The following is a 26,433-nucleotide window of genomic DNA, read 5'->3' as shown; positions in this document are numbered from 1 at the left end:
ATTAAACACTCTCAACGACTGGCTTTGGTGTATTTTTTTCGGCAAGCTCTGCCACTAGCGCAATACCTTGCTTCTCTAAAATATTGCGTAGGTTTTCAGCTTGGGTGGATAAAAGGTTATGTGCCAGCAGCAATGGCATCGCCGCGACCAACCCCATCACTGTGGTCACTAGCGCTGTGGAGATCCCGCCAGCCATTACTTTGGCATCACCGGTACCAAATAAAGTGATCACTTGGAATGTTTCAATCATACCTGTCACGGTGCCAAGCAAACCAAGCATTGGTGCAAGTGCCGCTAGCAGTTTCAACATCGAAAGACCTTTTTCGAGCTTAGCTTGCTCATCGAGGATCACCTCCAGAAGCCGCAGTTCTAAAGCTTCAACAGTTTGCGCTTTGCTATCGCTATAAACCGCCAACACGCGACCTAGTGGATTTTCCTTTGGCGTTTCCGGTGTTTTTAACTGAGCTTTAACGTTTCTTGAAACACTCAATACCGCAAAACCTCGCACCAAAGCGATCAGGAGACCAACGATCAGCAAGAAGATAATCACTCCGCCAACGAGCCCACCCGCTTCAATACGGTTCACTAAACTCGGTTGACTCGCGTATTGTTCGAGAACATTACCACGAGTTGGATCGAGTTCGATTTCAGTCAGTTCAGCACTTATTGATGCACTAAACTGGTCAAGCGTTGGAGCATTATCGGGTTGCTTAATATAAGTCGAGGCCTGATGGCTACTGCCATTCCACTTTGCAAAACCCGCTTTGCCGATCAAAGCGATAGAGCCTAAGCGCAGTAGCGGTTGCTGGCTAATTTTGCCTTCACCATCAACATAATTAAGTTGATGTACGCTAGTCGAGCCACTCAGTGCCACTTCATTTTCGAGTGCTCGCCACAGTGCCGTTAGCTGTTGAGTATTGGGCACTTGTTGTTGCTCAACAATGGGCGTTAAAGATTGCAGACTGGCTTGTGCACCCGCGCCAGAGATACTCGATTCAAGCTGTTCTGTTAAGGAGTTGGCACTTTGACGTGCGACGGAAAACACTTCGCCTAAACTGCCCGACTCTAAACGTAACGTGTTTTCTAATTCCGCAAGCTGTTGCTCATTTCGAGTAAAAGATTGGCTAAGTTGATCGTTTTTGGCTTTAAGCGACTGCTTTTCAGCAATCAGTTGGCGTTTTTGTTCGAACAGTTGTTGCTCTAGCTGTTGAAATCGACGTTCACGCTCGGCATTGTGGCTCTTGAGTTCGGTTTGCTCCGTCTGAGCCTTAGTAACAATGTTTGCCGATACAGGTAGAGCGAGGCAAAGTGACGCAAACAATGTAGCGATATGCAGGGTTTTCATTTACTTCACCTCCACAATCGAAACAGGCAGTGTAAGCATCTCAGGACTCAATCGCTGTTTTGCAACGTCGAACGCTTTTGCAATATCATGAAAGGAGGACGACGGAACGTCTTGCCAACTCGCGTGGTTTTTGTCCCAACTCCAGTAAAGACTCTCGTCAATACTGCGCGCCAATAACACCACGCGCCCCAAATGCAAAAGTTCTGCCTCTCGCGTAAACCCACCAGCAGAAATTGTGTCGCGGTAGACTCCAAGTTTACTGCCATACTCCACTTCCACTTGGTAAGCGTCGAGTATCATGCGGTATTTTTCTGCATCGCTGACATCCGCGCGAACCATTAATTGCTCGAGTTTCTCAATTCGCTGCTGTCTTTGGCTATGTTGTAGTGGAATGTCGTTTGCCAGTGTTTGTTTAAGTCCATCCAACATCTTGTACATCAGAGGCACTAGGTCTTGTCTAGTTTGCTGAATATCACTGAGCTGTTGATTCAAGCTTTGGGTTTCTTGTTCTTGATTGGCCACCAATTTGGTCAAGTGCTTTTGATAAACTTCGAGGTTTTCCACTTCCGCTTCAAGCTGTTTAATCTCAGCTTTAAGGCGTTGGATACGCTCATCACTCTGATCGATTCTTTCCTGGCTTTCTATTGCAGCGTTATTTGTCGCCTTTTGAACACTTAACGCTTGTTCGATACCGGATGCAGGCACGCTAGCACTCAATACAAGAGAGCAAATTACCGCGGATGTTTTTAGAAAGTTCATGGGCTTCTTTTTGGTTGGTCAAATCAGAGAAAACACTGAATAGCTAAGCATCACATAGTAATGAGATTAAGGCAAAGTTCAACTTTCTAGTGAAAGCTTATATTTTACCCATAAGCTATTGATAGAAATAAACTTAGTTATTGCTGGAAAGACTTTCAGTAGCTTGCTCCCGAGTAAACCTCGGACGGAAACAATGCCGTTGATAAGCCTGCAGTGCTTTGCGGGGCATAAATAACGACTTATCAACCTTGAGTAGCGATGTTGCTGAAGTAGAGAACTACTTACTGGTTGCGAAACCAAACGCCCAGATTGCACCAAGTAAGCTCTTGATTTTTATCTTAGTTGCACGCCAGTGCGTCGACGGTGTTCGTGGTGCGGTTTGAACAAGGTATTGATACGCTGGCTCATCTAGCGTGACCTCACCACCATGTGCGATGAGTAAGGTTTTAGGACGCATATTGAAAACTCTTTCGATTGAGGCGCGATATTGATTTGGATAGAAGATAGGAAAAGGCGAAATCAGTTTGTTTTTGACCTGAACAATCAAATCGGCAACGTAAAGGACGTCTTGTTCGGCGTGAAACAGCGCTATGTCTCTATCGGTATGACCTGGAACGTCTAATACTTGCCAATCTTCAAACATCGGAATCATGTCACCGTCGTTGAGCTTGATGTCTGGGAGCAGTTTGCGTGAATACCAGAGTAATCGCTGTGGCTTTTTCATTCGACTCGCGACCCATTTCGCTAAAGCAATATCGGTGATGTGCATTAAGACGCCGTGTAGGCCGCCGTACCAATGTGTGCTTTTGTTAGCGGAGATAATTTTACAGCCAGTTTGTTCCCTCAGTTTGTGGGCTGCACCTGCGTGATCTGGATGCATGTGAGTTACCACAACGGCCGTGAGCGAGTTAAAAGGTCGATTCAACGTATGCGTAATAAAGTGCTTTAAATATGGGATGTCTGCCCTGCTCGCACCATCCAGCAAAAGCAGTTTGTCTGGATACTCTGCAAGGTACATTTTCTGTATGTAGCCATCGATCTTATGAATTTTCATTTTTTCGCCAGATTAACAAATTATTTACATTTATAAATTTAGCAATAAGCACGAAAAACAACAGAGCAATAACTCTAAGATGTGATACTGGTATACGCTCTTACACGTTTAACCCTGTCTTAGTCGCCACTTGTTCAGTAATCGTGCGCACGTTTTTCGCAATCAGCATCAAGGTATTGATCTCTTCCTCAGTAAACGGGTGGTTCAAAATGGACTCAGCTCCGTTTCTGCCAACCACAGTGGGTAAACTCAACACCACATCCTTAAGCCCATACTGACCATTGAGTAGAGTCCCCACCGGTAAAACTGAACGCTCATTGATCATAATCGCCTGAATAATGCGAAAGACACTCGCCGCAATTCCGTGTGTGGTATTGCGCTTGCGCTTAAAAATCTCATAACCCGCTTTCTTGACTGACTCTAATAACTCGTTAGGGCAAATCAGCCCTAAATTGTGCGTATCACAATAGTAATCCGCTGGCTGCCCAGCGATAGAAATAAGGCTTTTGGGAGTAAAACAATTACTGCCATGCTCGCCTAGGACATAACCAAAGATGTTCTTAGGATCGATATTGACGCGATTAGCAACAATAGTCATCAAACGCGCAGTGTCGATGACACAACCGCTACTTATGACGCGATTATTCGGAAAATTGGTGTTCTTAACGATGAAGTGCGTGACAATGTCACATGGATTGGTTACTACGATTAATGTAGCAAGTGGTGCAACACGTTCTATCTCTTTCGCTATCTGCACGCCAATTTTGCTATTGGCTTCCGCGACATCAATCCTGCTTTGGCCTTGCTGTATTTGTGCGCCAGCCGTAATCACTACGATATCCGCGCCAATCAACGTCAGGTAGTCGTCTGTCGGAACGATGTGGGTATTTTTTGAAAAAGTCAGTGCCGCGGTGTGCCTAAAATCAAACACCTCTCCTTCTGCTCGCTCTAAATGCTTGTCCAATAGAACGAGTTCGCTAATGCTGCCGAGTGTCAGCAGGTAGTTGCAAATACCAACCCCGACTGCGCCAGCGCCAACCACTCCAATTTTCATTTTGTTATCCCTATCAGCGCACTGAAATTGAGATTTTACTTTGAATTACCTAACTTAATTTTAGTATCTCATTTTAAATATGCGTCCATCGGTGCGATAGAAAACCAGCGCGAGCAAGATTAAACCGCAACCAATCAACTTGTTCGTCGATAATTGTTCTCCGTACCAAGTAATACTCAGTATCACGGTCCAGATAGGCTCTAACAACATAATTAACGCCGCGTTGGCAGGATTACTTCCCTTTTGGCCAAGGGTTTGCATTACGTAACGCAAGCTGGTAGCCAACAAAGCACTAGCTGCGAACCAGCCCCAAATCGACGATTCAACGTTTTCTGGAAATGTCTCAAACATGAGTGATGCCATCAGGGCGATTATCCCGGTTGCAAAAAGTTGGACACAGGTAAGCAGTAAGATCGGCATCTTATGTGCGAGTTTACTGTTCACGTTGAAGTGCAAAGCAAGCAAACATGCATTAATGAGGAACCAAATCTGGCCGATGGAACTATTCCAACCGTCTCTTAGTGACAACATCGCGAGCCCAGACACCGCTATCGGCATGGCGAACCAGAACGCTCTTTTTGGCCTTTCCTTAAACAGTAACCACGCGACAATCGGCACAATGATCATCGATAAGCTGACAATAAACGCCCCTTCACCCAAGGTCTCACTAATGGAAATGGCATGAATCCAAGTCAGCAAAGCCGCTGCTAAAATTGCACCAGCACCTACCGCCTGCGCCAACAAACTTAGTGTTAAATCCTTTAGATGTTTATAGCATAACGGCAACAAGAATATCGAAGCTACAAGAAATCGCAGCCCGACGAATCCGAAAGGCGGCAAACCTTGAATCGTCTCTTTGGAAAAAATCCACCCCAGCCCTGCTATCCCCGTCGTTGCGACAAGTATCCATGCAGCTTTACGTTCAGCGTTCACAATTCTGTTCTCTTAATTTTATTTTTGTAATTTGTCTGTGATCGATAGTGTCAGATTTAATCCATGAACGCCAAGAATTATCTGTCTGTTTAAACGCTTTCAGAGTAATCTAAACGGGTAATTTATATGGAGATATGTCTGCAATGATTGTTGTAGGTCACCGTGGCGTTGCTGGCCATTTTCCTGAAAACAGCAGAGCAAGTATTTTAGCCGCCATTGAGCTTGGATTAGAGTGGGTTGAAGTCGATATTCAGCCAACGCTCGATAATGTCTTGGTAGTGTGTCACGATCATACCGTCGATCGCTGCAGTAATGGCTCTGGCCGTATCGACGAGTTAACACTCAAGCAGTTAAAAGAACTCGATTTCGGGAATTGGTTTGACACTGATTTTGTTGGTGAATCGATCATGACATTGGAAGAACTGCTGCAGTTGGCGCAAGTGAACAACCTGAAACTGAATCTGGAAGTAAAAATTGACCGCCATGATGCCCAAGCTGTTTGTGAGTTAGTCACACAAACCTTAAACAAAGCCGAAGTTGATAAAGACAACATCATGCTCTCAAGCTTTAGCGCCGATGTCATTCGTCATTTACACCAACTGCTGCCTGATTATCGGCTCGGAGTGCTCTCAGAGCGACTCACAGGAAAAGTCAAAGCCTTGCTTCGTGAAGTTGACGCATTCAGTTGTAACTTAAACCATCTTTGGACCAACAAAAAGCATGTCGCAACGCTTCAAGCAGAGGGCTATCAGGTTTGGTGCTACACGGTGAACAACCCTAGACGCCTAAAACACCTTTCCAATCTTAATGCGATATTTAGCGACTTCCCCGCTCGCTTTCTACTTTAAATACCAAGCATTTTAACTTGCTGACGGCGCTTCAGTGCGCTGTCAGTTACAAACCATTTGCCTATCTAAACAGTCAACCACTGTATAACACTGTATATTGACTTGTGTTGTCGCTCACAATTTCTCATACATTCATATTTAAGCCCAAAACCTCACCCAATCAAATTTTTAATTAAAATCAACACCTTAAATAGAAAACAAATTACTAGACGATTTGAAACGACTAAAATTCACACAAAAAACGCTTGATCAGTTGGCACAAACAAACTACTGTATACACATACAGCATGTATGAAAGGACAGTATTATGATTCAGTTTCAAGCACAATCTCGTTCAGTATCAAGATTCAACGTTCTTGCACAACCAACGCAACCAATGAACATTGAAGATACGACACTTGCTCGTTTAGCTGGCCTATCTAATCAAGATCAGTGGATCTTATTTACTGCAGAGTGTCCGCGCCCTGACTTTTCCCAGTTCTCTTCATACAAAGTGAGTTGCAAAAAAATCATCCAAATGAAAGCCTCTCAAACACAATCTGAGCTTGAGATCGTTATCAAAGCCATTAAGTCAGGTAATGCGAGCGCAGTTGTTGCCTCAAACAACATTACAAGCATCGATCAGGTGTTACTTCGCAGCTTAGGTCGTCAACATCAATGTGAAGTATTTTTCGTCGAGGGCAGAGCAAATCAGTTCCATTAATAAGCTCGACGATGACACTGTCTTTTGGCCTCTTTTCTTGAGAGGCCTTTTCTTTTCCTCTCAATATTCTCCACTTAACCTAACATGCCAAAAAATTAAGCAAACGTTTGCTTTTTCTCTGGAAGCGTAAAATAGTTCTGGTATCATGCTCTGCAAATCGATGGCCTAATTAGGGGCTTTCACCCATTTTTGACAAAGATAGGAATGTCTAAATGAGTCTCGCTGATCAAGTTCTTGCCGTTAATGACGATCTACCCATTCGCACTGATAAGCCCGTTCACAGCGGTAAAGTACGTTCTGTTTATTGGTTAACTGAAGCAGACAGTAAACGCCTAATTCAAGAGAAAGGTTACAACGTCGCACCTGATGCTCCTTTAGCTATCATGGTAATCAGTGACCGTATTTCAGCGTTTGACTGTATTTGGCACGGCGAAGGTGGCCTGAAAGGTGTTCCGGGTAAAGGTGCGGCACTCAACGCCATTTCGAACCACTGGTTTAAGCTGTTTAAAGACAATGGCTTAGCTGACAGTCACATCTTAGACATCCCTCACCCACTGGTTTGGATCGTACAAAAAGCGAAGCCAATTATGATTGAGGCGATTTGTCGTCAATACATTACTGGTTCCATGTGGCGTGCTTACGAAAAAGGCGAGCGTGAATTCTGTGGTATTGAACTTCCAGAAGGCCTGCAAAAAGACAAAGCGTTACCAGAGCTTCTAATGACACCGTCAACCAAAGGTATTCTAAAAGGTATCCCAGGCGTGCCTGAAGCCGACGATGTGAATATTACTCGTAAAAATATCGAAGGTAACTTTGCTGCTTTTAACTTTTCTAAAGCAGAAGACATTGCGCAATACGAAAAGCTGTTGCGTGAGGGCTTCGGTGTGATCAGCAATGCGCTGGATGCTGTTGAACAGATTTTTGTCGATACCAAATTCGAATTTGGTTACGTAACAGACGCAGCTGGTAACGAAAAGCTTATCTACATGGATGAAGTGGGTACGCCAGATTCATCACGTATCTGGGACAAACAGCAATATCAGTTGGGGAATATCGTTGAGAACTCAAAAGAAGGTTTCCGCCAATTCTTACTGAACCACTTCCCTGATCCAGATATCCTGTTGAACAAAGACCGTATGCCAGAGCGCGAAGCATTAGCACGTGAAAACGAGCTGCCGCTTGAAGCATTAATGGACATCTCTAAAACATACACCGGAATTGCAGAGAAGATTACAGGACAACCAATTAACCTAAGCGATAACCCTAAGAAAGAAATTATCGACATTCTTAGCACGCAATACGGCTTGGTTGATTAACACAAAAAAACGCCCTTGTTTAAGGGCGTTTTTTATATCGAGTAAGACTATTTATCTTTACCACCTTTGTTTCCACCAGAATTGCCGTTATCCCGGTTTCCACCTTTGTTCCCTTTGTCGCTCTTATTGCTTCGGTCACTCATGTTGCTGTTTTTCTGTTTGTTATCTAACAAGGTGCCTGTACCATTACCAGGGTTAGAGTATTTTGCGTGAGCCGCCAGCTCATCTTCAGTCACGACCCCATCTTTGTTCTTATCAAACGAGGCAAACGCACTCATCATATCGTGGTGCATTTCGCTTTCTTCTTCCTCTTCAACTTCACCCATCATCATGTTGTCACGGTGGGCATCAAATTCTTCTTGAGTAATTTCGCCATCACCATTGCTATCCATCATTTCCATTGAAGGTGGCGATTTTGAACCATGGTTCATCATCATACCGTCAGATTCTTCTTCGCTGGCACTAAGTGGTAGCGACACCAATAAACCGACCAGCATAAAACTTGTTAGCTTTTGCAAAGTAGCCTCCTAGGTTTCTATTGCGCACACTGCTTACTAAGTTTAGACCATGGTGTTTACAATCGATAAGTTGTCACTGAAAAACACCGAAAATTGAGTGGTGGCAAAAATGGCTTCTCTCAATGTGAAGAACGAAAAACTTGAGTCCTTCTGTGCTCTCCAAATGGAAACATTCGTGCTACATAGGCTTTCGATTGGTGAAAATTTGAAAATGTCGTTGGTCGTTCTGGTAAACTCAGCGTTTAAATTTAGATACGGTAGGAACCGCCAGAAATGAGCCAAGAACAACCCAATAACCCACTACACGGTTTAACCTTAGAAAAGATCCTTGTGCGTTTACAAGAACACTATGGTTGGGAAGGCTTAGATGCAGAAATTCAAATCAACTGTTTCTACAACAACCCTTCTATCAAATCATCATTAAAGTTTTTGCGTAAAACTCAATGGGCAAGAGACAAAGTCGAAGCCCTGTATATCGAGACCTTCTGCAAATAAGAACCGTCGCTTAACAAAGCGTTTAAAAGGGTTGCTCAACGCTTGGCGGTTTAGTTCAAAGTTTGGCTTATGTGTTTATGGCACAATTCTTAAGTTTGGGTGACATAGTGTTGTCGCCCATTGCTAACTAGGTTAAAGACGATGAGCGTAAAACTAAAAAAGATCGCCGACAACTTGAATGATGAAGAACATGTTTCTATCGCTGAAGAGGTACGCCAAGGAAAAATAGATGGGATATCACTCTCTCATTTCGGCGACGCATTTGGTCCGACTTGGTCTTCTGAAAAGGATTATGATTTAAGTTTTCTTAAACATTATTCTGACATAAGAGCCTTAGAGGTTTTTCTTCCCTCAGTAACCAGTATTGGCGCCATCGCCGAGCATGTAAGCCAAATAGAATTTTTGAGCCTAGGTGAATTCAATAAAAAGACAGTATCTTTAAAGCCACTAGCTAAACTCAATAATCTAAACTCTTTAAGCTTGGTAAGAAATAAGAAGGATATCGATTCCATCACCAGCCTAACTGGCCTCACAGACCTTAGCTTGACAGGGTATCAGGAAAAACAGATTGAGCATGTCGCCGATTTAATTAACTTAGAACATCTATATTTGGGTTTCGGTACATTTGAAAGCTTGAACGCGATTAAAGAGCTCACCAATCTCCAAAGCTTAGAGATACTCTGGGTAAAGAAATTACACGACCTTAGTTCAATAGAAAGTCTGCCATGTCTTGAGAGACTGAGCCTAAGCACTCTCAAACAAGTCACATGCATTCCAGATATCTCCAACCTAGGGAGAATGAAGAGCTTAGTACTGGATACTATGAATGGGCTCTCTTCTCTATCTGGGATTAAGGGGAGTTCAATTACCGAACTGGCCATCATTAACTCAAAGATTGATCCTTTATTGTTTTCTGAAATCGCTGGTGATTTGCCTTTTTTGAAGAGGCTCATACTAACGCTGGGAACAAAAGAAAACACACAAGAAGCCAATCGTTTCTTTGATAGAACAATAATCAGAGAAACACTTAACGACTTGAAATACAGTACAAATAGAAGAGCACGAATTGAGTTCTGCAGGTAACAAGGCGTCAAGGCGGTATTCTCACACCACGTCAAAGGTGACGTTTATTGCATGTGGAACAACGGTCTTGATGAGGTTCTGAGTACGAATACTATCGTTTCAGTTAGACGAACTTCGAGAATTAACGTTTTCGAAAACTGCCTGCCATACAAATACAAAAACGCCCGACATAAAGCCGGGCGTTTGCAAAGAAATTCCGTTAAAGCTTAAAGCGTTGGATCTCTTGTTCAAGCTCGTATGACAACTCTGAAAGCTGCGCGGCTTGCGCGGCTGCTTCGTGCGCTTCATCAGCTAAATCATTCGATACGTCACGAATACCCACTGTGTTACGAGTAATCTCAGAGGTCACAGAAGCTTGCTCTTCAGCAGCCGATGCAATCTGAGTCGCCATATCACTGATGCGCTCAACTGCAGTCTGGATTTGCGTCAAACTTACCGCCGCAGAATCTGCATCAGCAACACTGGTTTCAGCTAGCTGACGACTATCGCCCATAATACCTACCGCTTTCGCTGTCGTACCTTGAAGCGTTTCAATCATTTGCTGGATTTCTTGTGTTGATGCGTGTGTTCTTTGACTTAGCACTCGCACTTCATCCGCTACCACCGCGAAGCCACGACCTTGCTCACCAGCACGCGCTGCTTCAATCGCCGCGTTAAGTGCTAACAAGTTGGTTTGTTCTGCGATGCCTTGAATAGTCGAAAGAATCGTATTGATGCTGTTGCCGTGTGCTTCTAGCTCTTGAATAACGCCCGTTGCCACTTGGACTTCTTGCGCTAGGTTTTGAATAGAGCTTTGCGTTTGCACCACTTGCTGACCGCCATAAACACACGACGATACGGCTTCTGATGAGTTCTGTGCGGTGTGATCTGCGTTACCAGCAATTTCTTGTGTCGCTGCTGCCATTTCGTTAATCGCAGTAGCCACCATGTTGATTTCGTCTTGCTGTTGACGGATACGCGAGCTTCGTTCTTCCGCGTGTTGCGCGGTTTGCTTCGCTTGCTCAGAAAGTGACGCCGAAACCATACCTAACTTAGACACCATCGCGTGCATGTTGCCAACAAAGGTATTGAAGTTGTTTGCTAGTTGCCCTACTTCATCATCGCTACGCGGCTCTAGGCGCTGAGTCAAATCACCTTCACCTGATGCGATTTCTTCTAGCGCTGCAGACACTCGTCCAAGGTCGCGGAATAAGAAGCTTACTAGCCATGACACCATCGCTACTACGATCAAAGTAATCACGATTGCAGTGATGATAAGGTCACGTAGCAATTCGGTATGCGCGGCTAGTTCGGTCTTACGATCCATTTCAATCGCAAAAATCCACTGTGTACCCGGTACTTCTTGGAAGTAGTAAAGCTTCTGCTCACCAGCACGCTCAATTTGCTCTACCGAACCGTTGTCTGCTGCATTCGCGATGTTGTTCATCGTTAGCTTGTTAGACAAAGTGGTAACGGGTTTTAGTAACAGGTCTTTATTTGGATGCGCTAGGAAAGTGCCATTTTGAGTATCAATCAGCATCGCATACGCATTTTTACCTGCATCTAGATTGATAACATCGTTGATTAGCTGGTCGATAAGTACATCAGCACCGACTACACCAATAAACTCACCATTACGACGAACCGGTTCCGCGATGGTTACCAATAGTGCGTTGGTGATGGCATCTTGGTAAGCAGTAGTGATGATTTGTTTACCGGCATTGTTTGCATCTTTGTACCATGGGCGAGTACGAGGATCATAATCCGCACGGTTTCGCTCTGGATGCGAACGGTACATGCCACCGTAAGGTGTACCTAAAAAGATATCGTCAAAGCCACCCGCCACGCGAGCTTGCTGTAAGTAAGGCACTACGTCGGCTTCTTCGCTGTAGTCATTAAATGCAGACGCGATATCTTTACGGATAGAAATCCAGTCAGAGATCCCTTCCGATGCCGCCGTTGCCAAGCTAGAAACGCGAGCTTGTACACCATTGCGTGTTTGAGTCAGTAGCTGATCCGCAGACAGCCATGTTAGTGCACTCGCCATTAGCACAACGGCTAATAAGCTGGCACCGATTAATTTATGCTTGAGTGATAATTTCATTTCTATGTTGTTGGTTGTAGAACAGACAGTGGGGAGTCTATAGATAAGAAGTTGCTTATGCACGCTATTTTCAGAAATTACTGACAGATTAGGAATCAAGGTACGCAGACACGGTTTAAGTGATTAAAAAGTCGCCACCACGCCAGTAATGACAAGGGGTTGAACATTAAACAGTAAACACAAAAAAGCCAGGCATAATGCCTGGCTTTATCTATAGAAGAGATGAGAAATTACTCTTCAGTGCTGTCTTTATCTTCGCTGACTTCAGTTGAATCTGTCGCTTCTGATGCTTCCGCTGTTACCTCAGCTTCTTCACCTTCGGCTACTAGTTCTTCTTCAACTTCTTCAATACGTTGTAGACCAACCACTGATTCATCTTCAGCTGTTCGGATTAGCGTCACACCTTGAGTATTACGACCTACTTGGCTAACTTCAGCAACACGAGTACGTACTAGGGTTCCAGCGTCGGTGATCATCATCATCTCGTCGCCTTCTTCCACTTGTACTGCACCAACGACTGGACCGTTACGCTCAGAAACCTTGATAGACACAACGCCTTGAGTACCGCGCCCTTTCGTTGGGTATTGCTCAAGTGAAGTACGCTTACCGTAACCGTTTTGAGTCACAGTTAGGATATCGCCTTCGTTCGATGGAATGATCAGCGATACGACTTGGTCATCGTCAGCCAGCTTCATACCACGAACACCAGAGGCAGTACGACCCATTGGACGAACACCCTTGAACTTAATCTCTGGGTTACCATTCTCATCAAGAACAGGTTTACCATCTTCATCAAGAACAGGAATTTCTTCCGCTTCTTTAAAGCGAACAACTTTACCCGCTTTCGAGAACAGCATAATTTCGTTCTCGCCGTTAGTGATATCAACACCAATCAGTGAATCATCTTCACGTAGGTTAACCGCGATCAAACCGTTTGAACGTACATTCGCAAACTGGTTAAGCGGTGTCTTCTTAACGGTACCGTCACCCGTTGCCATGAAGATGAATTTATCTTCTGAGAACTCGTCAACACGTAGAATTGCCGTAATGCGCTCACCTTCTTCGAGTGGAAGAATGTTCACGATTGGTTTACCACGAGCTGTACGGCTTGCTAGTGGCAATTGGTAAACTTTCAAACGGTAAGTCTTACCGCGAGTAGAGAAACATAGAATGTTATCGTGGGTATTCGCCACTAGAAGACGCTCAATGTAGTCTTCATCCTTCATTCGAGTTGCACTCTTACCTTTACCACCACGACGCTGAGCTTCGTAGTCGCTTAGGATTTGGTACTTAACGTAGCCTTCGTGAGAAAGTGTCACAACTACGTCTTCACGAGCGATAAGCTCTTCCATGTCGATGTCATGGCTAGCGGCTGTGATTTCTGTACGACGAACATCACCAAAGCTTTCACGGACAAGTTCTAGCTCTTCTGTGATCACTTCCATCAAACGTTCTGTGCTCGCAAGAATGTGCATTAATTCTGCGATTTCTTCTAGAAGCTGCTTGTATTCGTCAAGGATCTTCTCGTGCTCTAGACCTGTCAGTTTGTGTAGACGTAGATCTAGGATTGCTTGCGCTTGTTGCTCAGTCAGGAAGTACTGACCGTCGCGGATGCCGTATTGCGGCTCTAGCCAGTCTGGACGTGCTGCATCTGTACCTGCACGCTCAAGCATCGCTGCAACGTTACCCAGATCCCAACCACGAGCGATAAGACCTGCTTTCGCTTCAGCTGGAGTTGGAGCGCGGCGGATAAGTTCGATAATTTCATCGATATTCGCCAGTGCCAGCGCCAAACCTTCAAGGATGTGTGCACGATCACGAGCTTTACGAAGTTCGAAGATAGTACGACGAGTCACGACTTCACGACGGTGGTCGACGAAACACTTCAGCATGTCTTTCACGTTGAACAACTGTGGTTGGCCATTGTTCAGCGCAACCATGTTGATACCGAAAGTTGTTTGTAGCTGAGTATTCGCATATAGATTGTTTAGAACAACTTCACCAACTGCGTCACGCTTACATTCAATAACAATACGCATACCGTCTTTATCTGACTCGTCACGTAGTGCACTGATGCCTTCAACTTTTTTATCTTTAACTAGCTCAGCGATCTTTTCGATCAAGCGAGCTTTGTTCACCTGGTATGGAATCTCAGTAACAATGATGGTTTCTCTACCATTCTTGTCTGCTTCCACTTCCGCTTTAGAACGCATGTAGATCTTACCGCGACCCGTTTTGTACGCGTCTACAATGCCTTTGCGACCGCTGATAAGCGCAGCCGTTGGGAAGTCAGGACCAGGAATGTAATCCATCAGCTCATCAATAGTGATTTCTTCATTATTGATGTACGCAAGACAGCCATCAATTACCTCAGTCAAGTTGTGCGGAGGAATGTTGGTTGCCATACCTACCGCGATACCAGAAGCACCGTTAACCAGTAAGTTAGGAATTTTAGTTGGGAGAACTGCTGGGATTTGTTCCGTACCGTCGTAGTTAGGTACGTAATCCACAGTTTCTTTGTCTAGATCAGCTAGAAGTTCATGGGCGATTTTCGCCATGCGAACTTCGGTATAACGCATTGCCGCTGCTGAGTCACCATCGATAGAACCGAAGTTACCTTGGCCATCGACAAGCATGTAACGTAATGAGAACGGCTGAGCCATACGTACGATAGTATCGTACACAGCACTATCACCGTGTGGGTGATATTTACCGATTACGTCGCCAACAACACGGGCAGATTTTTTGTATGGTTTATTCCAATCATTGCCTAGTACATTCATCGCGAATAGAACACGGCGGTGTACTGGTTTTAGGCCATCACGCACATCAGGAAGAGCACGACCAACGATAACTGACATCGCATAGTCTAGGTACGAACCTCGCAGCTCATCTTCAATGTTTACGGGCGTGATCTCTTTAGCTAGATCGCTCATAGAGCCATTATCCCTCTATTTATAGATCGTATGTACAATACGTTTAAGGTGCAAAAATATAACACACAAATCAACACTTCGGCATTACTTTCCCTCACCTTTTATCAGGTTGTGAGCTTGGTTGCGATTCAAATGCCGAGAATTTGCACACTCTTGATTTATCCTCCTGATTAATGGCTACATTTTAGCCAAATCCGCATAAAACAGTGCAACTCTATGGTTTGCCCAATATTAGCGCTATAATGCCTGCCATCTTTTATGGAAGGCCTATAGATACAGAGTAGTTATGACCCAATCACAGAATGTCGATCCGAAGGAAATTAAGAAGTTTGAGGACATGGCCTCACGCTGGTGGGATCTCGAAGGTGAGTTTAAACCGCTTCATCAAATTAACCCATTGCGCCTGAACTACGTGTTAGACAACGCAGGCGGCCTGTTTGGCAAAACTGTGCTTGATGTCGGTTGTGGTGGTGGCATTCTTGCAGAAAGCATGGCGAAAGAAGGCGCAAATGTAACAGGTCTAGATATGGGTAAAGAACCGCTTGAAGTCGCGCGTTTACACGCCCTCGAAACCGGTACTAAGCTGACTTACATTCAAAGCACCATTGAAGACCACGCTCATGAGAACGCTGGGAAATACGATGTTGTGACCTGTATGGAAATGTTAGAGCACGTCCCTGACCCGCTCTCGGTGATTCGCTCTTGTGCTGCACTTGTGAAGCCTGGTGGGCACGTTTTCTTCTCTACGCTTAACCGCAACTTTAAGTCTTACCTGTTTGCAATTGTTGGCGCAGAAAAACTGTTGCGTATCGTGCCTGAAGGTACGCACGACCACGATAAATTCATCCGACCTTCTGAACTGATCAAAATGATCGATCAAACGGATCTTACTGAAACAGGCATTACTGGTCTGCACTACAACCCACTAACCGATACCTACAAATTGGGTAACAATGTTGATGTGAATTACATCGTACATACGCAAAAATTTTAACACCATTCACATTATCTAATCACTGTTCACTTTTAAGGCGGTAGCACAAGATTTCCGCCTTTTTTAGTGCATTTTTAAACAAATTCTGGGCTCTTGTTCTCAATTTAACCAAGCGATAATCGGCACTGAATTTTATGCAAAGATCAAGAAATTTTTTTTTGTTTGCGGTTACTTATAAACCGATCTTCAACCGGTAATTTTATACAATCTTGTGGGCTCTATTTTCATCGGTTAGTGGTTACTTACAGTTTTTTTTATTTTTGTAAGTTATCCACAAGTCTTCCAAGATCTGTACCTTGAAAACCACCCTAGATAGCACTATCTTGTAACCCGCACTCAGATGCACCCCTATATGTTGTGTTTGAACTACAATATATAGATAGACTTTGATCACAGAGCTGGAACGAATTTTACAAGAATTACACAATAATCTAGCTTTAATCAGTTTTGTTAGGGAAATAAAGCAGAATGAACCAACAACTAACCGTTACTAAACGTAATGGCCGCAAAGAAAATATCGATCTTGAAAAGATCCACCGAGTGATTACCTGGGCCGCTGAAGGTCTAGATAACGTTTCTGTATCTCAAGTAGAATTGCGCGCTCACATCCAGTTCTATGATGGCATCACAACAACTGATATTCATGAAACAATCATCAAATCTGCGGCTGACCTAATCTCAGAAGAGACTCCAGATTACCAATACCTAGCAGCACGTCTGGCGGTATTCCACCTGCGTAAAAAAGCGTATGGCCAATATGAGCCACCGACGCTGTACGACCATGTTGCTCGCTTGGTTGATATGGGTAAATATGACCGTCATATTCTGGAAGACTACACCAAAGCTGAACTTGATGAGCTAAACAGCTACATCGATCACAAGCGCGACTTGGACTTCTCTTACGCGGCTGTAAAACAGTTAGAAGGTAAGTACTTCGTTCAAAACCGTGTATCGGGTGAAATCTACGAAAGTGCTCAGTTCCTGTACATCTTGGTTTCTGCATGTTTATTCGCTAATTACCCTAAAGAAACTCGTCTTGATTACATCAAACGTTTCTACGATGCGACGTCTACATTTAAGATTTCTCTACCTACACCGATTATGTCTGGTGTACGTACCCCTACTCGTCAGTTCAGCTCGTGCGTACTGATCGAGTGTGGTGATAGCCTAGATTCAATTAACGCAACAGCAAGCTCAATTGTTCGTTACGTTTCTCAACGTGCTGGTATCGGTATCAACGCAGGTCGTATCCGTGCGCTTGGTTCTGAAATCCGTGGTGGTGAAGCATTCCACACTGGTTGTATCCCGTTCTACAAATACTTCCAGACAGCCGTGAAATGTTGTTCTCAAGGTGGTGTACGTGGTGGTGCAGCAACAGTATTCTACCCACTATGGCACGGTGAATCTCAAGCTCTAATGGTTCTGAAGAACAACCGTGGTGTTGAAGAGAACCGTGTTCGTCACATGGACTACGGTGTACAGCTAAACCGTCTGATGTACCAACGTTTGGTAGAAGGTGGCAACATCACTCTGTTCTCTCCTTCTGACGTTCCTGGTCTTTACGATGCATTCTTCGAAAACCAAGACGAATTTGAACGTCTGTATGTGAAGTACGAAAACGATCCTTCAATCAAGAAAGAGACCGTAAAAGCAATCGAGATGTTCTCTATCTTGATGCAAGAGCGTGCGTCTACTGGCCGTATCTACATTCAGAACGTTGACCACTGTAACACTCACAGCCCGTTTGATTCAGAAGTGGCACCAGTTCGTCAGTCAAACCTATGTTTGGAAATCGCGCTGCCAACTAAGCCGCTAACAAACGTAGAAGACGACTCAGGCGAAATTGCACTATGTACGCTATCTGCGTTCAACTTAGGTGCGATTAAGTCTCTAGATGATTTTGAAGAGCTGTCTGACCTTGTGGTTCGTGCTCTTGATGCTCTATTGGATTACCAAGACTACCCTCTTCCAGCGGCGTACAAATCATCGATGAACCGCCGTACTCTAGGTGTGGGCGTAATCAACTACGCATACTACCTAGCGAAGAATGGCGTGAAATACTCTGACGGCAGCGCGAACGGCTTAACTCACCGTACGTTCGAAGCAATGCAGTACTACTTGCTGAAAGCGTCTGTGGCGCTAGCGAAAGAACAAGGTAAGTGTCCGTCGTTCCACGAAACAAACTACGCGAAAGGCCTACTGCCAATCGACACCTATAAGAAAGATGTCGACCTAGTTTGTGACGAGCCATTGCACTACGACTGGGACGGTCTACGCGAAGAGATCATGACTCACGGTCTGCGTAACTCTACGCTAACAGCATTGATGCCTTCTGAGACTTCTTCACAGATCTCAAACGCAACTAACGGTATCGAGCCACCACGCGGTTACGTATCAGTGAAAGCGTCTAAAGACGGTATTCTTAAGCAAGTAGTGCCTGACTTCATTAACTTGAAAAACAACTACGAGCTACTGTGGAACATTGGTTCAAACGACGGTTACCTGCACCTAGTGGGTATCATGCAGAAATTCGTTGACCAAGCGATCTCAGCAAACACAAACTACGACCCAACGCGTTTTGAAAGTGGCAAAGTTCCAATGAAGAAACTGCTACAAGACCTGTTGACTGCGTACAAGTACGGTGTGAAAACACTTTACTACCATAACACTCGCGACGGCGCGAGCGATGATCAGAAAGACGCAGTACAACCTCAAGACGACGATTGCGCAGGCGGCGGTTGTAAGATTTAATCCATAACCCAGCTCGGGTTATAACGGCTTAACAAATTATTCGCCCCTCAAGCTTGAGGGGCATAAAAGGAATTGAGGCATCATGGCTTACAGTACTTTTAACCGAAACAAAAATGACCAACTAAAAGAACCAATGTTCTTGGGTCAGTCAGTAAACGTTGCTCGTTACGACCAACAGAAATTTGAGATTTTCGAAAAGCTAATTGAAAAGCAGCTATCGTTCTTCTGGCGTCCAGAAGAAGTCGACGTATCAAGCGACCGTATCGACTACAACAAACTACCAGATCACGAGAAACACATCTTCATTTCGAACCTGAAGTATCAAACGCTGCTGGATTCAATCCAAGGTCGTAGTCCTAACGTAGCGTTGCTTCCATTGGTTTCTCTACCTGAAGTTGAAACTTGGATTGAAACCTGGTCATTCTCTGAAACGATTCACTCTCGTTCGTACACGCACATCATCCGTAACATCGTGAACGATCCGGGCATCGTGTTTGATGACATCGTTGAAAACGAGCACATCCTAAAGCGTGCAGAAGACATTTCTCACTACTACGATAAGCTGATCCAACTGACTAACGACTACCACCGTTACGGTGAAGGTACGCACCAAATTAATGGTGAAGAAGTGACGATCAGTCTGCAAGAACTGAAGAAGCAACTTTACTTGTGCTTGATGTCAGTGAACGCGCTTGAAGCTATCCGTTTCTACGTAAGTTTCGCTTGTTCTTTTGCATTTGCTGAACGTGAGCTGATGGAAGGCAATGCGAAAATCATCAAACTTATCGCTCGTGATGAAGCACTGCACCTAACTGGTACACAGCACATGATCAACTTGCTACGCAACGGTCAAGATGACTTTGCTTTCATGCAGATTGCTGAAGAGTGCAAGCAAGAGTGTTTTGACCTGTTTAAAGCAGCAGCAGAGCAAGAAAAAGAGTGGGCAGAATACCTATTTAAAGATGGTTCTATGATCGGTCTGAACAAAGATATTCTTTGTCAGTACGTTGAATACATCACTAACATCCGTATGCAGGCTGTTGGTCTAGGTATGGCTTACCCAGAAGCGACGACAAACCCAATTCCTTGGATCAACGCATGGCTATCGTCTGACAACGTTCAGGTAGCACCACAAGAAGCTGAGATTTCATCTTACCTTGTTGGTCAAATTGATAGTGACGTTCGTGCGGATGACTTCAAGGACTTTGAACTGTAATGCCTAGCATCAAAATCAACGGTATCTCTGCGATTCAGTCCAATCCTTCCAATACTATTTTGGAAACGATAGAAAACGCGGGCATGGAGCCAGAGTACAACTGCCGAGACGGCCATTGCGGCGCATGTCGCTGCAAGCTGGTATCAGGCGAAGTGGAATACGTTGGTTTTGCCATGGCTTACACTCAAGCCGATGAAATCCTACCTTGTATATGCAAAGCAAAGTCTGACGTCGTGCTTGATGACGTTAACTACTCTCTAAAAGAGAAGCGAGCATAACAAAATGAAAAAACCCGGCGCATTGGCCGGGTTTTTTATTTACTTGCAACTAAACGGGCATATTTCGTCCTGAGAGAAATGCATCCGCTGTCAGCATAGAAACCGCTTTTCCGGCGATTTCCCTACCATCATCATCGAACAGCGAAATTCGATAACCTAGTGACGTTGCCTGCTCGCCTTCCTCTGGTGCGCTTAGCCACATCGAAATTGCATCCAAACTATGATCATTCACCGCCTCACCCAACAGGATCTTTTGGCTAGCTACCTGATACCAAACCAGTATTTTTGAATGATGGAACATCCTTATTCCTCCCAACAAATCCGCGCCGAATATTTAGTTTAAGACTGAATTGTGAAAAAACTTGAGACACTAAAGCTATAAAATCAGCTTCCTATGAAAATCATTGGCTTAAGCATTAGACAATTTTTTTATAACTAGGTAGGAATAGAGGGGAAAGATAATAAGTATACTATTCATACACTTATCATCTTGTTTATTCGCTAATGAGAGCGATTCCGTTTCTCTACTTGGCCATCAATGCGCTTTGAGGAACAAACATTTCTTTCTCACGAGTCAAAGAACTGTAATGTGGGAACACCGGTTTAGAACTTAAGTAGCGACGCAGCATATCTGCCGCGACTGTGGTGATCACTAATACTCTATCTTGGTTTGAATAAGTACGATTGAAAGACAAAGTCTGCCCCCACTCGCCCTCTTTGGTTGCAATAGCCACAGAGAAGCTCTTCTCTTTGACCCTGCCAGTCACAATTGAAATATCTGTACCACACTTATCTTTCGTCGCTCCTGCCAGTGCAAACGCGGCTGCCAAAGCATCATGCTCATTTTGGCCAACATCTAAACGGCTGCCTAACACCCAGCCGTGACCACAATACTCTGCGGCGTCTTCATTTGCGTGTAGCCAACTAGAGAGCTGACCTTGGGTCGACTGCTCTGCGGTTGATATGGATTGCTTCTTCTCAATAACCAGATGTGCAACGTGCTGCTGCATCGATTCATCGACGCTGACCACATGTTCCTCAATCAGCTTGAAGATCAATTGCAGCAACTTAACGCGTCGCTCCATATCGCCTTTTGGGCCAAACAACTTCACTTCGATGTAAGGAATGTAAGAACGATAACCGAGGAAATACCCTTCTGGCAGTTCAAGCTTATCGAGTTTGTCCGACAGCGCAGATTCAGAAGTCCCAAATGTGTGCAGCTTGCTGCAATCCATACCCGTTTGGTTCGGATGGTGTTTCTTCAAGTCAGGGAGAATTTGGCTTTCGACCATTAACTTGAATTCGCTCGGTACGCCCGGCGTAAAATAGAAATCACACTGATTGATCGTGACTTTGAATCCACACGCGGTACCAATTGGGTTATCAATGATTACGGAACCTTGCGGTAACATTGCCTGTTTGCGATTACTTTCTGGCATTTTTACGCTGCGCGCGGCAAAGAAGGCTTCAAGCTTCTCTGTCCACTCTGGATACTCAACTAATTCGACTTCCCCAGCCAAGGCTGCCGCTTCCGCACTTAAATCATCGGTGGTTGGTCCTAGGCCGCCATTTACAATCACAACATCGCTATTGAAACTGAGCATCATCAACTCTTCTACCAGCGAAGACTTTTCGTCGCCGACTGTTGAACGCTTCGATAACGAGAACCCGTTTTCAAAAAAGAGCTGAGAAAGCCAAGCGGCGTTGGTATCTACAATGTCTCCATGTAGAACTTCTTCGCCTGTGCTTAGCATTGCGATTTTTAACATAGATCGTCCTTACTAGTGTACGCTTAGTCTACTATTGCGTTATTATCTTTGCTTCATATCGATTCAAATTCGGTAAATCATTAGAATCATTTAAATTCTGGTTTCTATTCGTCTAGCTTTATTGGATAATTGTGAGCCTGATCATTAAAAAAACGCAGTGGAGTTATTCGTGTTAAAACAAAGCATTACCGCTTTATTCTTGTCAGCCTCAAGCCTAGCGAATGCAAGTATGAGCAACTCTAACCAACATATTGAGTTCTCATACACAGTTGATCAAGCTGAAATTGACACGTTGTACTCATATTCTAACTCAATCCGACCTACCACTACTTATAGCATGGGATTAACCGAGACTACGCTGCAAGTAGAAGAAGAACCAGTCGCCAAATACCTCACCATCCAAGAAGAAAAAGATTGGGATTACCTTAAAAGCCAAACTTACACTATCTTGGGTTTGAGTGTCGCAACCGTCGGTCTGATGACGATGCTGCCTGAATCGATCACCAAGTGGGATGAAGAAGACCGCAGTCTGAGCCAAGTTGGGCAAAAATGGAAAGATAATGTCAGCGATGGCCCGGTATGGGACCGCGACGAACATTTCCTAAACTACGTGATGCACCCTTATTTTGGCGGTGTTTACTACACTGCAGCGCGTCACGCTGGCTTTAATGAGTTTGAGTCCTTTTTATATTCTGCTTCTATGTCGACATTCTTCTGGGAGTATGGCGTTGAAGCGTTTGCTGAAGTTCCGTCATGGCAAGACCTGTTTATCACACCATTTTTTGGCGCTGTTGTCGGTGAAATGATGCTTGAAGCAGAACAAGATATTGTCTTATCAGGTGGCGAAGTGCTCGGTTCTGAAACCATGGGCGGCGTTACCCTATTCTTCTTGAACCCTGTTGGTCATATCCATGGTTGGGTCAGTGAGGCGTGGGATGGCAGTGCTGAGCTCCAATACAGCAGCAATCCTTGGTTTGGTAATCAAGACGCCGCTAAGTTTGCTCTAGACGCTGGCGCAGAATACGACCGAGCTTTCTATGGCGTTGAAATGAAAATCACTTTCTAGTCAACAAGCAAGATTCTACTTAATATAAGCGACGTTACCACGTCGCTTTTTTGTGCTCAGGATAAAATAAACTTAATCCGAACAAACAATTAGGTGAAATTCTTGACACGTGTCAAACCTATTTCAAACGGGAATTCCTACACTGCAATAAACCTTTCCTCTCATTCCGTTTAGGAGGCCCAAAGTGAACAGCACATTTATTGTCAACTTTGTTGGTAAAGCAACACCCTCTACTATTAAGCAGCTTGCTGCAATTACACATGAAAATGGCGGTAAGTGGCTGATCAGTAAAGTCAACTTCATCGAAGACCAAGTGGCAGCTGTCATTAAGGTTGAGGTACCGTCAAATAAAGTCGATATCGTTCAAGATGCATTTGATAGTCAACAAGGTCTGTTAGTACAGATTGTTGATTCGGAACCTCACAGCCACAACGCAGATACAATCTACCAATTGCGTTTGGATGCGAATGACCGCGCAGGGATCGTGAATGAAATTACCCATATTTTAGATAGCCAAGGCGTCAGTATTCTCGATATGGACTGCCAGCGCGTATTTATCGCCGGCGGCGGTGGTGTGAGCTCTAGCCTCTTTACCGCAAATATGGCCATTCGTTTGCCTGCGGAAGTAGCGATTGATGACATCGCCAACGAGCTAGAATCACTCAGTGAAGATACTCGAGTGATGCTCGATTCATAATTACAACAAACACATAAAAAAAGAGCAGCCGAAGCTGCTCTTTTTTATTTTACCGACCACTGAGACAGTGAACGTTTAAAGTCAGAGTAATCAAACTCGTTAAGCTTTTGAATTTCGCCGCTTGAGCGTTCACAGTAAACCGACGGCATGCGCAGACCGTTAAACCAGTTCAGTTTCACCATGGTGTAACCCGCACTATCAAGAATATGCAGACGTTGGCCAATTTCTAGTGGCTGTTCAAAGTTCGCCACACAGAACTGGTCTCCCGCAAGGCATGAACACGAACCGATCACGTATTCGTGCTCACCACTCTCTGACGCTTCTAGAATCGACGCTGGCTCGTTGTAGATCAACGTATCGAGACGGTGCGCTTCTGTTGCTGAATCCACAATCGCCGTTTTCTTTACGTTCTCAACGATATCAACCACAGTGACCACTAGGTCAGTCGTCTTGGTGATGATCGCTTCGCCCGGTTCTAGGTACATTTGCACACCGTGCTTTTCCGCAAACGCTTTCAGCGCTAGGCCAAGCTTTTCGATGTCATAACCCGGCCACGTGAAGAATACACCGCCGCCCATGCTTACCCAATCCAGCTTATCTAGGTACTCACCAAACTGCTCAGAGATTGAATCAAGCAAACCGATAAACGCATCTACGTCTTTGTTCTCACAGTTCATGTGGAACATCACGCCGTCAATCCCTTCAAAGACTTCTGGTTTGATGTGATCAGCCTGCACACCAAGACGAGAGAACTGACGAGCTGGGTTCGCTAAGTCTTGACCTGCGTAGCTCACACCAGGATTCAAACGAAGACCAATCGACGCTTTACCTTCCACGATATGACGGTAAGCAGCAAGTTGTGACTGTGAGTTAAAGATCATCTTGTCGCAAATATCGGCGACTTCGCGCACGTCATCTTCGCTGTAGCCAACGCTGTACGCGTGTGTTTCACCACCAAAGGTTTCGTAGCCAAGTTTGACCTCGAACGGACCCGAACTTGTCGTGCCGTCAAGGTAAGGTTTGATGATATCGAATACACCCCAAGTAGAGAAACACTTCAGCGCTAACACTAGCTTCACACCAGAGATTTCTTTTAGCTGTTTCGCTTTCTCTAGGTTCTCAATCAACTTGTCTTCATTAATCATGAAGTACGGAGTTTTAAGTTCGTTGTGTTGCATTTAAATACCTTAAGCTCCCTCGCCTAAACGAAGGCACTATAAAACCAAACAAAGCCGACGCAGATGCATCGGCTTAAATTTATATTTCAGATAAGAGTGGTTAAGTTCTTATTTTAATTTGTGGATCACAGGTTGACCTGGTTCCAGCTCTTGAACATGCCAGTCTAGACCGATAGAAGGCATCGTTTCTAGGAACGGATCTGGGTCTAGCTGTTCCATGTTGAACACACCTTTGTCTGCCCACTTGCCGCGGAAGAACTGAAGGGCTGCAGTGATCGCTGGTACACCCGTGGTGTAAGAGATCGCTTGGTGCTCTACGTCTTCGTACGCGACTTCGTGATCAGCGTTATTATAGATAAAGACGCTACGCTCTTTACCGTCTTTCTTACCTTGTACCCAAGTACCAATACACGTTAGACCTGTGTAACCCGGAGCAAGTGAAGTTGGATCTGGTAGCAGTGCTTTCAATACGTGTAGCGGCTGTACTACTGTGCCGTCATGTAGCGTTAGTGGGTCTGGGCTTAGTAGACCAATGTCACGCATTACGTTGAAGTAGTTTAGGTAACGGTCACCGAAACCCATCCAGAATTCAATGCGTTTTGCTGGGATGAACTCTTTCATTGAACGAACTTCATCGTGCGCCATTGAGTACACTTTGTGTGAACCACAGTTCGGGAAATCGAACTCAAGCATACGTGAGTGACAAGGTACTTGTTTCCATTCGCCGTTCTCCCAGTAGAAAGAATCGCCTTGGATTTCCAGCATGTTGGTTTCTGGGTCAAAGTTTGTCGCAAACTTCTTGCCGTGGTCACCAGCGTTAACGTCCATTACGTCGATAGTATCGATTTCATCAAACAGGTGCTTCACAGCGTATGCCGCGAATACGGATACTACACCTGGATCGAAACCCGCGCCTAAGATACCTGTGATGCCCGCTTCTGCGAACTTCTCACGGTAGCCCCACTGCCAGTCGTACGCTTGTGGTACTTGTTGGCCTTCTGAACATAGGTCAACCGCCACTGACGTATCCAAGTAAGATACTTTAGCTTGGTAACATGCTTCCATAATTGGCATGTTTACCCACGGAGGACCTGCGTTGATGACTAGGTCAGGCTGAACTTCTTTAATTAGAGCAACCAATGAATCTACGTCGTCAGCATTTACTGCTCGAGCGTCTAGCTTCTTAGTTGAGTCTTTCAGATTGTTTTTCTTCTGAATAGACTCGATGATTTTCTCACACTTACCGATGGTACGTGATGCGATTGTGATATCACCCAGTACGTCGTTGTTTTGAGCTGCTTTGTGTGCAACTACCCAGCCAACGCCGCCTGCACCAATCTGTAGAACTGCCATAGTT

General features: G+C 44.7%; 23 protein-coding genes. 11 read left to right on the top strand and 12 right to left on the bottom strand.

The window, feature by feature from the left end; translation table 11 throughout:
* Position 1: 1 nt before the first annotated feature.
* The 5 genes from AKJ31_RS07725 to AKJ31_RS07705 form a co-directional block, all read right to left on the bottom strand.
* The gene (locus AKJ31_RS07725; RefSeq protein ID WP_053408526.1) at positions 2–1,345 is read right to left on the bottom strand and encodes a MotA/TolQ/ExbB proton channel family protein; all 1,344 of its coding nucleotides are present in this window, start codon (positions 1,343–1,345) and stop codon (positions 2–4) included.
* Positions 1,346–2,104: a DUF3450 domain-containing protein gene (locus tag AKJ31_RS07720; protein ID WP_053408525.1), complete on the bottom strand. Its 759-nt coding sequence runs from the start codon at positions 2,102–2,104 to the stop codon at positions 1,346–1,348.
* A 277-nt stretch (positions 2,105–2,381) separates the two neighbouring features.
* Positions 2,382–3,158: an MBL fold metallo-hydrolase gene (locus tag AKJ31_RS07715; protein WP_053408524.1), complete on the bottom strand. Its 777-nt coding sequence runs from the start codon at positions 3,156–3,158 to the stop codon at positions 2,382–2,384.
* A gap of 100 nt (positions 3,159–3,258) precedes the next feature.
* Positions 3,259–4,212: a lactate/malate family dehydrogenase gene (locus AKJ31_RS07710; RefSeq protein ID WP_053408523.1), complete on the bottom strand. Its 954-nt coding sequence runs from the start codon at positions 4,210–4,212 to the stop codon at positions 3,259–3,261.
* A gap of 60 nt (positions 4,213–4,272) precedes the next feature.
* Positions 4,273–5,145, bottom strand: a complete 873-nt coding sequence (locus tag AKJ31_RS07705; protein WP_053408522.1) for a DMT family transporter — start codon at positions 5,143–5,145, stop codon at positions 4,273–4,275.
* A 143-nt stretch (positions 5,146–5,288) separates the two neighbouring features.
* On the opposite strand from AKJ31_RS07705, the gene AKJ31_RS07700 reads away from it, so the two are divergent.
* The 3 genes from AKJ31_RS07700 (at position 5,289) to AKJ31_RS07690 (ending at position 8,012) form a co-directional block, all read left to right on the top strand.
* Entirely contained in the window at positions 5,289–5,993 is a 705-nt protein-coding gene (locus tag AKJ31_RS07700) for a glycerophosphodiester phosphodiesterase family protein (protein ID WP_053408578.1), read from the top strand.
* 307 nt (positions 5,994–6,300) lie between these two features.
* Positions 6,301–6,696: a SulA-like leucine-rich domain-containing protein gene (locus AKJ31_RS07695; protein ID WP_053408521.1), complete on the top strand. Its 396-nt coding sequence runs from the start codon at positions 6,301–6,303 to the stop codon at positions 6,694–6,696.
* Positions 6,697–6,908: 212 nt separating this feature from the next.
* The gene (locus AKJ31_RS07690) at positions 6,909–8,012 is read left to right on the top strand and encodes a phosphoribosylaminoimidazolesuccinocarboxamide synthase (RefSeq protein WP_053408520.1); all 1,104 of its coding nucleotides are present in this window, start codon (positions 6,909–6,911) and stop codon (positions 8,010–8,012) included.
* A 47-nt stretch (positions 8,013–8,059) separates the two neighbouring features.
* On the opposite strand, the gene AKJ31_RS07685 is transcribed toward AKJ31_RS07690, so the two are convergent.
* Positions 8,060–8,530, bottom strand: a complete 471-nt coding sequence (locus AKJ31_RS07685; RefSeq protein WP_245639031.1) for an EF-hand domain-containing protein — start codon at positions 8,528–8,530, stop codon at positions 8,060–8,062.
* Positions 8,531–8,803: 273 nt separating this feature from the next.
* Between AKJ31_RS07685 and AKJ31_RS07680 the strand changes: the two genes are divergently transcribed.
* Together AKJ31_RS07680 and AKJ31_RS07675 are read left to right on the top strand one after the other, a co-directional pair.
* On the top strand, positions 8,804–9,025 hold the full coding sequence (locus AKJ31_RS07680; RefSeq protein ID WP_053408518.1) for a VF530 family protein: 222 nt from the start codon (positions 8,804–8,806) through the stop codon (positions 9,023–9,025).
* A 141-nt stretch (positions 9,026–9,166) separates the two neighbouring features.
* On the top strand, positions 9,167–10,108 hold the full coding sequence (locus tag AKJ31_RS07675) for a leucine-rich repeat domain-containing protein (RefSeq protein WP_053408517.1): 942 nt from the start codon (positions 9,167–9,169) through the stop codon (positions 10,106–10,108).
* A gap of 199 nt (positions 10,109–10,307) precedes the next feature.
* Here the strand turns inward: AKJ31_RS07675 and AKJ31_RS07670 are convergent, their stop codons facing one another.
* Together AKJ31_RS07670 and gyrA are read right to left on the bottom strand one after the other, a co-directional pair.
* Positions 10,308–12,191: a methyl-accepting chemotaxis protein gene (locus AKJ31_RS07670; protein WP_053408516.1), complete on the bottom strand. Its 1,884-nt coding sequence runs from the start codon at positions 12,189–12,191 to the stop codon at positions 10,308–10,310.
* Between the two features lie 230 nt (positions 12,192–12,421).
* Entirely contained in the window at positions 12,422–15,127 is a 2,706-nt protein-coding gene (gene gyrA / locus AKJ31_RS07665) for a DNA gyrase subunit A (protein ID WP_053408515.1), read from the bottom strand.
* A 286-nt stretch (positions 15,128–15,413) separates the two neighbouring features.
* Between gyrA and ubiG the strand changes: the two genes are divergently transcribed.
* The 4 genes from ubiG to yfaE all read left to right on the top strand — a co-directional run bounded on the left by ubiG (position 15,414) and on the right by yfaE (position 20,366).
* The gene (gene ubiG, locus AKJ31_RS07660; protein ID WP_053408514.1) at positions 15,414–16,121 is read left to right on the top strand and encodes a bifunctional 2-polyprenyl-6-hydroxyphenol methylase/3-demethylubiquinol 3-O-methyltransferase UbiG; all 708 of its coding nucleotides are present in this window, start codon (positions 15,414–15,416) and stop codon (positions 16,119–16,121) included.
* A 468-nt stretch (positions 16,122–16,589) separates the two neighbouring features.
* Entirely contained in the window at positions 16,590–18,872 is a 2,283-nt protein-coding gene (gene nrdA / locus AKJ31_RS07655; protein ID WP_053408513.1) for a class 1a ribonucleoside-diphosphate reductase subunit alpha, read from the top strand.
* Positions 18,873–18,954: 82 nt separating this feature from the next.
* Entirely contained in the window at positions 18,955–20,088 is a 1,134-nt protein-coding gene (gene nrdB / locus AKJ31_RS07650) for a class Ia ribonucleoside-diphosphate reductase subunit beta (protein ID WP_053408512.1), read from the top strand.
* On the top strand, positions 20,088–20,366 hold the full coding sequence (gene yfaE / locus AKJ31_RS07645) for a class I ribonucleotide reductase maintenance protein YfaE (RefSeq protein WP_053408511.1): 279 nt from the start codon (positions 20,088–20,090) through the stop codon (positions 20,364–20,366). Before nrdB ends, yfaE begins: the two co-directional genes overlap by 1 nt.
* Before the next feature lie 49 nt (positions 20,367–20,415).
* On the opposite strand, the gene AKJ31_RS07640 is transcribed toward yfaE, so the two are convergent.
* Positions 20,416–20,667 (bottom strand): hypothetical protein, encoded by a 252-nt coding sequence (locus AKJ31_RS07640; protein WP_053408510.1) that lies wholly within the window; start codon positions 20,665–20,667, stop codon positions 20,416–20,418.
* A 223-nt stretch (positions 20,668–20,890) separates the two neighbouring features.
* Positions 20,891–22,135 (bottom strand): CinA family nicotinamide mononucleotide deamidase-related protein, encoded by a 1,245-nt coding sequence (locus tag AKJ31_RS07635; RefSeq protein WP_053408509.1) that lies wholly within the window; start codon positions 22,133–22,135, stop codon positions 20,891–20,893.
* Between the two features lie 169 nt (positions 22,136–22,304).
* Here AKJ31_RS07635 and AKJ31_RS07630 point away from each other — a divergent pair, with 169 nt between their 5' ends.
* A complete protein-coding gene (locus AKJ31_RS07630) occupies positions 22,305–23,201 on the top strand; it encodes a DUF3943 domain-containing protein (RefSeq protein WP_053408508.1) in 897 nt (298 codons plus the stop codon).
* A 184-nt stretch (positions 23,202–23,385) separates the two neighbouring features.
* Positions 23,386–23,898 carry a glycine cleavage system transcriptional repressor gene (locus AKJ31_RS07625; RefSeq protein WP_053408507.1) on the top strand — a complete coding sequence of 171 codons (513 nt, stop codon included), beginning with the start codon at positions 23,386–23,388 and terminating at the stop codon, positions 23,896–23,898.
* Between the two features lie 44 nt (positions 23,899–23,942).
* Here the strand turns inward: AKJ31_RS07625 and nspC are convergent, their stop codons facing one another.
* Together nspC and AKJ31_RS07615 are read right to left on the bottom strand one after the other, a co-directional pair.
* Complete coding sequence (gene nspC, locus AKJ31_RS07620) at positions 23,943–25,076, bottom strand: carboxynorspermidine decarboxylase (RefSeq protein ID WP_053408506.1); 1,134 nt, start codon at positions 25,074–25,076, stop codon at positions 23,943–23,945.
* Between the two features lie 108 nt (positions 25,077–25,184).
* A complete protein-coding gene (locus AKJ31_RS07615) occupies positions 25,185–26,429 on the bottom strand; it encodes a carboxynorspermidine synthase (protein ID WP_053408505.1) in 1,245 nt (414 codons plus the stop codon).
* Positions 26,430–26,433 lie beyond the last annotated feature (4 nt).

This window comes from Vibrio hepatarius, assembly GCF_001274785.1.
GTDB lineage: Bacteria > Pseudomonadota > Gammaproteobacteria > Enterobacterales > Vibrionaceae > Vibrio > Vibrio hepatarius.
The sequence above is the reverse complement of the archived record's forward strand: the minus strand, read 5'-3'. Positions and strand labels throughout refer to the sequence as shown.